The sequence below is a fragment of the Vibrio sp. 10N.222.48.A3 genome (assembly GCF_041475345.1).
GTDB lineage: Bacteria > Pseudomonadota > Gammaproteobacteria > Enterobacterales > Vibrionaceae > Vibrio > Vibrio tasmaniensis_A.
Genome location: NZ_JBFRVX010000437.1, coordinates 1 through 6,925 on the forward strand (window position 1 = coordinate 1; position 6,925 = coordinate 6,925).

At 44.3% G+C, this 6,925-nt stretch carries 9 protein-coding genes; 6 read left to right on the top strand and 3 right to left on the bottom strand.

The annotated features are described in order from the left end of the window. The 5 genes from AB4653_RS13275 to AB4653_RS13295 form a co-directional block, all read left to right on the top strand. On the top strand, window positions 1-444 hold a 444-nt coding region (locus AB4653_RS13275; protein ID WP_372104403.1), incomplete at its 5' end, for a phosphohydrolase. 42 nt (window positions 445-486) lie between these two features. Continuing rightward, window positions 487-1,014 carry a GNAT family N-acetyltransferase gene (locus AB4653_RS13280; protein ID WP_009846187.1) on the top strand — a complete coding sequence of 176 codons (528 nt, stop codon included), beginning with the start codon at window positions 487-489 and terminating at the stop codon, window positions 1,012-1,014. Between the two features lie 155 nt (window positions 1,015-1,169). Beyond that, entirely contained in the window at window positions 1,170-1,856 is a 687-nt protein-coding gene (locus AB4653_RS13285) for a DNA-3-methyladenine glycosylase I (RefSeq protein WP_102258359.1), read from the top strand. A 257-nt stretch (window positions 1,857-2,113) separates the two neighbouring features. Beyond that, window positions 2,114-2,995, top strand: coding sequence for an AEC family transporter (locus tag AB4653_RS13290; RefSeq protein WP_009846185.1), 882 nt, complete (start codon window positions 2,114-2,116; stop codon window positions 2,993-2,995). A 349-nt stretch (window positions 2,996-3,344) separates the two neighbouring features. After that, the gene (locus tag AB4653_RS13295) at window positions 3,345-3,872 is read left to right on the top strand and encodes a hypothetical protein (protein WP_232281801.1); all 528 of its coding nucleotides are present in this window, start codon (window positions 3,345-3,347) and stop codon (window positions 3,870-3,872) included. Window positions 3,873-4,071: 199 nt separating this feature from the next. On the opposite strand, the gene AB4653_RS13300 is transcribed toward AB4653_RS13295, so the two are convergent. From AB4653_RS13300 to AB4653_RS13310, 3 genes are all read right to left on the bottom strand, one after another. Beyond that, entirely contained in the window at window positions 4,072-4,590 is a 519-nt protein-coding gene (locus tag AB4653_RS13300; RefSeq protein ID WP_102258358.1) for a hypothetical protein, read from the bottom strand. A gap of 345 nt (window positions 4,591-4,935) precedes the next feature. Further along, window positions 4,936-5,337: a hypothetical protein gene (locus AB4653_RS13305; protein ID WP_009846182.1), complete on the bottom strand. Its 402-nt coding sequence runs from the start codon at window positions 5,335-5,337 to the stop codon at window positions 4,936-4,938. Between the two features lie 28 nt (window positions 5,338-5,365). Beyond that, window positions 5,366-5,848: a MarR family winged helix-turn-helix transcriptional regulator gene (locus AB4653_RS13310; RefSeq protein ID WP_102258357.1), complete on the bottom strand. Its 483-nt coding sequence runs from the start codon at window positions 5,846-5,848 to the stop codon at window positions 5,366-5,368. 124 nt (window positions 5,849-5,972) lie between these two features. Between AB4653_RS13310 and AB4653_RS13315 the strand changes: the two genes are divergently transcribed. Then, entirely contained in the window at window positions 5,973-6,863 is an 891-nt protein-coding gene (locus tag AB4653_RS13315) for a DMT family transporter (RefSeq protein WP_102258356.1), read from the top strand. The last annotated feature ends 62 nt before the right edge of the window (window positions 6,864-6,925 follow it).

The following is a 6,925-nucleotide window of genomic DNA, read 5'->3' on the forward strand; positions in this document are numbered from 1 at the left end:
CCTAAGAACCACCCAGACAGAGCCCAAAGCTCAAAAATGGCGGCAGACAAGGCGATCTCTTTCCTCAAATCTATCGAGTATCCCGCGTCCTATCTCGACGAAATCCATCACGCTATTGTCACTCACAGTTACAGCGCCAACATCACACCAGAAACCTTGGAAGCACAGATTGTTCAAGACGCAGATCGCCTAGATTCTCTCGGTGCGATTGGCATTGCTCGCTGCCTATACGTGGGTCAAAGCTTTAACGCTGAACTCTATAACCACGAAGACCCATTCGCGAAGCAGCGTGACTTGGATGACAAGCACTACAGCGTCGACCATTTCTACGTGAAGCTGTTCAAGCTAGCTGAAACCATGAATACAGAATCAGCCAAATTAGAAGCCAATAAGCGCACCGACTACATGCGTGGATTTCTTGATCAGTTGGCCGCAGAAGTTTAACGGCTTAGAAAAAGAGACACGCGATAAGGAAGAGAGAAGGATATGGAAATAAACCGCTTTAAAGCATCCGACGCCGACGAGATCGTCACTTGGTTTACATCCCTAGAAGACTACGTTCTATGGGGCGGACGGACATTTGGTTGGCCCTTAAAAGCAGCCTCCATCATCGAACGTTCTCAAGAACCACATGTCGAGCTATATACCTTTTCTGCATCTAAGTCATACTCTGAACCGAACGCCGATTCAAACGCCAACTCAAATACCGATGACTTGCTTGGCTTTATGGAGTTTCAACGCATGTCAGACAATGAACTTCGCTTTTGCCGAGTCGCGATTAACCCAAACCAACGAGGTAAAGGGCTTGGGCAATCCATGATAGAAAGTGCATTAGAAGCTGCGAAAGAAATCCCAAATATCACCACCATCACCTTGGCCGTATTTAAGCAAAACCACGGAGCAAAACGCTGCTACGACAAAGCAGGATTTCAGGTGGTAGACAAAGAGCCGAGCGTGAAAGAGTTCAATGGCAAAACGTGGCCCTTGTATCAGATGGAATTAAAGCTCTGCTAGTTCATTTTAATTGTCAGGTTAATTTTAGTTACCAGGATTGTTTTAATTAACAGACTTATTTAGTTAATCGACTTGTTTTAATTGCCAGATTCAGCCCCATATCATTAAGCACTGGCTACATACTCAAGATACACAGATGTAATTTGGAACCTCCAATGACCCAAGAAAAATTCGACACTATTTATCAACGTGCAGCTCACCGTAAAGGCGGAGCAGCCGAACTCGAAAAGATTGTTCGTGCGCCCCTTTCCCAAGCCGAGTTATCGCAAATCACCGAAGACCGTTGGCTAGCCGCCTTTACTGAAAAAGTATTCCAGTGTGGCATTTCGTGGAATGTGGTGAGAAAGAAATGGCCGCAATTTGAAGAGGTGTTCTTTGAATTCAACATCGAGAAAATGCTGATGCTGCCGAATGAAATGTGGGAACAGAAAGCACAAGACCCGCGCATTATTCGCCACCTCACTAAAGTGATGACCATCCCTGCCAACGCCACCATGATCCACAATGCCAAGCGTGAAGCCGATTCATTCTCGAAAATGGTTGCCGACTGGCCATCAGAACGTATCACCGAGCTGTGGGATTACCTGAAAAAACACGGCAAGCGACTAGGTGGTAATACTGGTGCCTACACTCTGCGCCAAATGGGCAAAGACACCTTCATCTTGTCGTCGGATGTTGAAGCGCACCTACGCAGTACCGATGTGCTAGATAGCGGCCGTAACACCAAGCGAGCACAACTGGCAGCGGGTAAAGCCTTCAACGAATGGCAGCAACAATCAGGTCGTAGCCTGAGCGAAATCAGCCAGATCGTTGCCTACAGCTGTGGTGATAATCGCGTTTAGTGGTCACCGTAGTTAATTAAAGAACCCGTCCAGATTTATCTAGCCTTTAAAGACCCGTTGCTGATGCCACTGGTCTTTTTTGTGCTTCATTCAAAGAAATGTAAATTAACCGCTGACAGACAACGATCTTCGGTGACGCCAAGTCATTATGTTGATAGGTTAATGTTTATACATCTCGATTTCATACGTATCTATAGCGCTCTCTAAAACATTCGTTTCTCCGCTAAATGGATGTACTAAACCTAGAAAGGAATTCTATGTTCGAACAGGTCATCAGCATTCTGTTTCCCGTTTTTGCTTTAGCCAGTGCTGGCTTTGCGGTCGGTCGTTGGCTCAAGCCCGATTTCAAACCGATCAATCGCATCAACATGGATGTGTGTATCCCTGCGCTAGTGTTTGCATCGCTGACCACCATGCCTCTCGACACAGAGCAATTGCCACTCATAACCGCTTCTTTGGTCGCAGTGTTAGTGCCTGCATTGTTGATGATTCCGATCTGTAAGATCTTTAAGCTCAATTTCAAGGCTTGGGCTCCGCCACACATGTTCCGTAATAGTGGCAACCTAGCCATTCCCCTATTCACTTATACCTTTGGCGAGAGCGCATTAGCCCCTGCGGTATTACTATTTGTGGTATCGGCATGTGTCCATATCAGTGTGGGGTTGGCGCTATTGAGCGACGGTAATCCGATCAAACAGATCCTCAAGATGCCAATCTTCTTAGCGGCTGCGCTAGCGATGACGCTCAACCTGTCTGGAATTACCGTGTGGAATCCAATCTACGAAGCCACATCACTGCTTGGGCAAGCTGCTGTTCCTATCATGCTATTGTCGTTAGGTTCGCAAATGGTCAACTTGAGACTGAGCGGATTAAAGGTCGGCTTGTTGTGTACGGCTCAATCCCTGTTTACAGGGGCGATCGCTTTTACCATCATCTATTTCTTTATCCCGCTGCCGACGCTGCACTTACAAATGATGGTACTGTTCACCATGCTGCCACCCGCTGTGATGAACTACCTGTTTGCAGAGAGGTTCAATGTCGAGCCCCCTAAGGTCGCATCTATGGTGTTGTTTGGTAACTTCCTAAGTGTGGTTACCCTACCAATCTTGTTGTCGTTCGCACTGTCTATATCGAGTTGAATCTCGATCTAAGGGAAGATTTGTCATTCATTACAGTTATAAAAATGGGCAGATAAACTGCCCATTTTTGCATTCATACAGTTAGGATTAACTATTTCCATAATTGAACCAGAACTTAGAGCTATACAAAAAAAATTAAAATCGTTGTTGGTTATTGCAGTTATGTTTAATATACAATCATCAAGCAAAGGAATGGGTTATCGCCCCCCTATACAGCACAATCAAGATGGACAACAAGAACAGACATTTTCTTTGACTTAACTTTCGAAGAACTTCATCGCTTTGGCGTGACAATAAATAAAGCATGACCAAGCGCTTTACTCCACTATTACTATCTTTTGTAAGTCATATGAAAATTAAAAATGTAATACCTCTACTGCTATGCCTCTTCTCTCATCAAGCTATATCTGCGGCAAATTTCACAACGGACTTTGTAGAACTTGGGATGCAAGCAAAGCCTATGGGGTTAAGCGTGGATGGTGGACGCGACATCAACGATAGCTTGGCGATTTTGGGCGGCCTTAGTACCAACACAGCCGAAGATGAAAGCAACTTTGATGCGTACATCGGCCCTCAAGTTTATGGTCCAATAACTCAAGGGATCGACTTAAATACGCAGCTGCTACTCCATTTCAACAAAAACTCATACGCAGCTGGAGAAACGAAAGCTTATGTCGAATTTAATGCGGGTATTCGAGCGTGGATCACTCAGAGAGTAGAAGCCCATGTGCTTGCGGGTTCTAACGGAGAGCACTCAATCTTTACGTTTGGAGCCAGGTTCCATGCCACAGATAAAGCAGTGTTTGCAGTTGCTTCCAAAAACAACGGTCTTTACGGCCCTCAATTACAACTTTCGGTTAGATATCAATTTAAGTAGCCACCTTTATAAACAACTTTCCGCTACTGTTGGATCCAACATAAAAATAGCGTCAGTAATTCAATACTGACGCTATTTTTTTATCTCTAATTCAGACACATCCTATTAGTTATACGCTTACCTAAAGTTATACGCTTGCCTAGCTATTGAGTTACCCATTGATATAGCGATGAACCGTGAACTACAAACATTCAGTGAACTATGAGCATTTATCCAACTTGAGCTCTGCTGTCACCTTAGTAAGACGTAGTGCAATCGCGAAACACACTAAGTAAGGACTCACATACCAAAAGATACTTTCTAGGGGCAGCTTCACCTGCGCTTCTCTGGTTTTTATATATTGGTTTTTCTGCTTTTCATACTGACTCAGCATACCATCCACCCACACCGCATCACTTTCAACTAACGACACGCTAGGCGCAGGAACCGTAAAATCCGATGCATTAGGTAACAAGGTGAAATCGATATCTTTAAACGTAATCGCCGTATTCAAATACCACAAACACGCGTCGTGGTACTGAGCGTAATTATCTAAAGATGGCTGACCTGTACAGGTATCACTTCTCAACTTATCCAACGAGAACTGCTGAACCGATTCTAAAATCGCCACCGCTCTGGTTTGTTCGGTTTCAACCCAATCACCCGCCACCTTCGCTCTAATCTCAGACACGGCACCAAGCATTCCGATACCCGCTAAAAACGGCCATAAATAATCCATACGCTTCCATTTTCGCCGACTCAGGTTGAATCCACACCAAATTGGAATATGTAAGAGGAGCGTTAGTCCAAGTGACAGCAGAACGAAGTTCAAGGAGCTAGAGAGCATGAGCTCGCTATCGAAAAAGTTCTTCATAATGAGAAGCTTGCCTGTATAACCAAGAGAAATTTGATACTAGGTTCGATATAAGAAAAGTGTGTAAGAGGAAAGTAAAAACAGCACTAAGAATTGGTGTTAACGCTGCTTATTTGGGCATATAACCACCGATGGCAGGGCTTAACCACTCGTTACTCAGAAATGGCTAAGTTGTTCAGTTGTTCACGATACACAAGATGCTAAAGGCTCTTACGCGCCAGACTTGAGGTAGATACCGACTTCTCTTAGCTGTGCTTTAATGTCTAACATTTGGACGTGAGATAGCACTAATTGGATCAAATTGAATATTGCTCCAGCGAACATCAAACCCGCGACATAACCAGACCATGCTTGGTGATCAACTTGATACAGAGTATTAAACGAAAGAACGAAGAAGATGAGACTGGAAAAACCAATAGCATACTCATTACAGTTGTAGACGTATGAATTCGTCGCGTAATCGTATTTGATTTTTACCTTTCCACCCGCTCTGCCTAGCTTAAGATTAAGAACATTTCCGCTAACCTCATATTCCAATCCATTAATTAATACAACGCGCTCTACTTTCTCAAGCATATCTGTTTTTTCCGTATTATTTTGAATACTGTCCATAGTCGTACCCTACTCCGTCACCTAAAAATTATTCGTAAGCACTCAACCATGCTTTCAGAAGTTGGTTAGTGTTCTTCTTCTGGCTCGCAGACAATGACTTAACCAGTTTTTTCTGCATTTCGACATGTTCAGTCATCATTTGGTCGATCAGAATAAGACCATCTTTGGTTAGCAGAACACTCACGCTGCGCCTGTCTTCTTTGCTGTGCTCACGACTGATCAGCCCTTTAGCTTCTAGTTTATCAAGGCGATTGGTCATTGCGCCTGAGGTCAGCATCATCGATCCGATCAGTTCTGATGGCGTCAGTTGATGAGGCTTCCCAGAACGTCGCAACGTTGCCAACACATCAAACTCACCAAGTTTCATGTCGTAATTTTTATGAAGCTCGGCAACTTGCGTCTCCATATACTTGGCAATACGCATAATCCTGCCCATCATTGCCATTGGCTCAGTTTCTAACTCAGGCTTTTCCTTTGCCCATTGCTCTACTACGCGGTCGATAGCATCCATTTGCGATCTCGCTCCGTTATTAGTCTGATTAATTCAAACTAGTTTAACATAAAGATACTTTACAACCATATGATCTAGGTATACAGTTCATACAACCAATTATCTTAACGTAAAGATATTTCATATGAACATATTATTAGCAATGATTCCCGCGTTCTTTTGGGGAACAACCTATGCAGTGACGCAATTTACGCTACAGGAATGGCCCCCCTTATTATTGGGTGCTTTGCGCGCGTTGCCTGCTGGTTTGTTATTGCTAGTAGTAAAACCGACACTGCCTCAAAAAGGCGAATGGCAGATCATTTTCACATTGGGTCTTATCAATATTGCGACCTTCTTTAGCTTAATCTTCGTGATGGCGTTGACGTTGCCTTCGGCAATCTCCGGTGTAGGTATGATCTCTGTGCCAGTGTTTGCGATGATCTTCCATTGGGTAGTAAAGAAACAGCGTCCGCAATTGATTCAAGCCTTGTCTGGTGTTGGATTAATCACATTGGCGTGGATACTGTTTAATCCAAGTCAAATCGCATTAAACCCAATAGGTTTAGGCGCCATGTTCGCTGCAATCATGTGTATCGTTATCGGCAGTAGCATTACCAAGTCACTGGGTAATCGCATGCACTGGTGGAAGGTATTAACATGGCAACTGATTCTAGGCGGTACGATTTTATCTGTCGCGTCTGGCGTTCATGCGCTCATCGACCCACAGCCTTATGTTAACGCTGTGACTCATTTCGATACTCGTAACGCAATAGGACTTGTTTGGGTGATTATCCTGAACACTGCCCTGGGTTACGGCATGTATGTGTGGCTACTACAGCGTATGTCAGTGGTTGATTTCACCTTCGGTGGCATCGCTAACCCAATTGCGGGAATTGTGACGGGTATGATGTTGATGGGTGAATCCTTTACCCCACTCCAGTACTCGCTAATGACAGGCATGATCGTGATGTCACTGCTACCGCAACTTGTCCTTGCAGTAAGACAGTCCAAACAAGTTAAGCCTGTTACGTAGATGAATCTACCGACTGCACTGAGAATAATAACGCGCCTTACATCTTATACAGTGATTTAAAA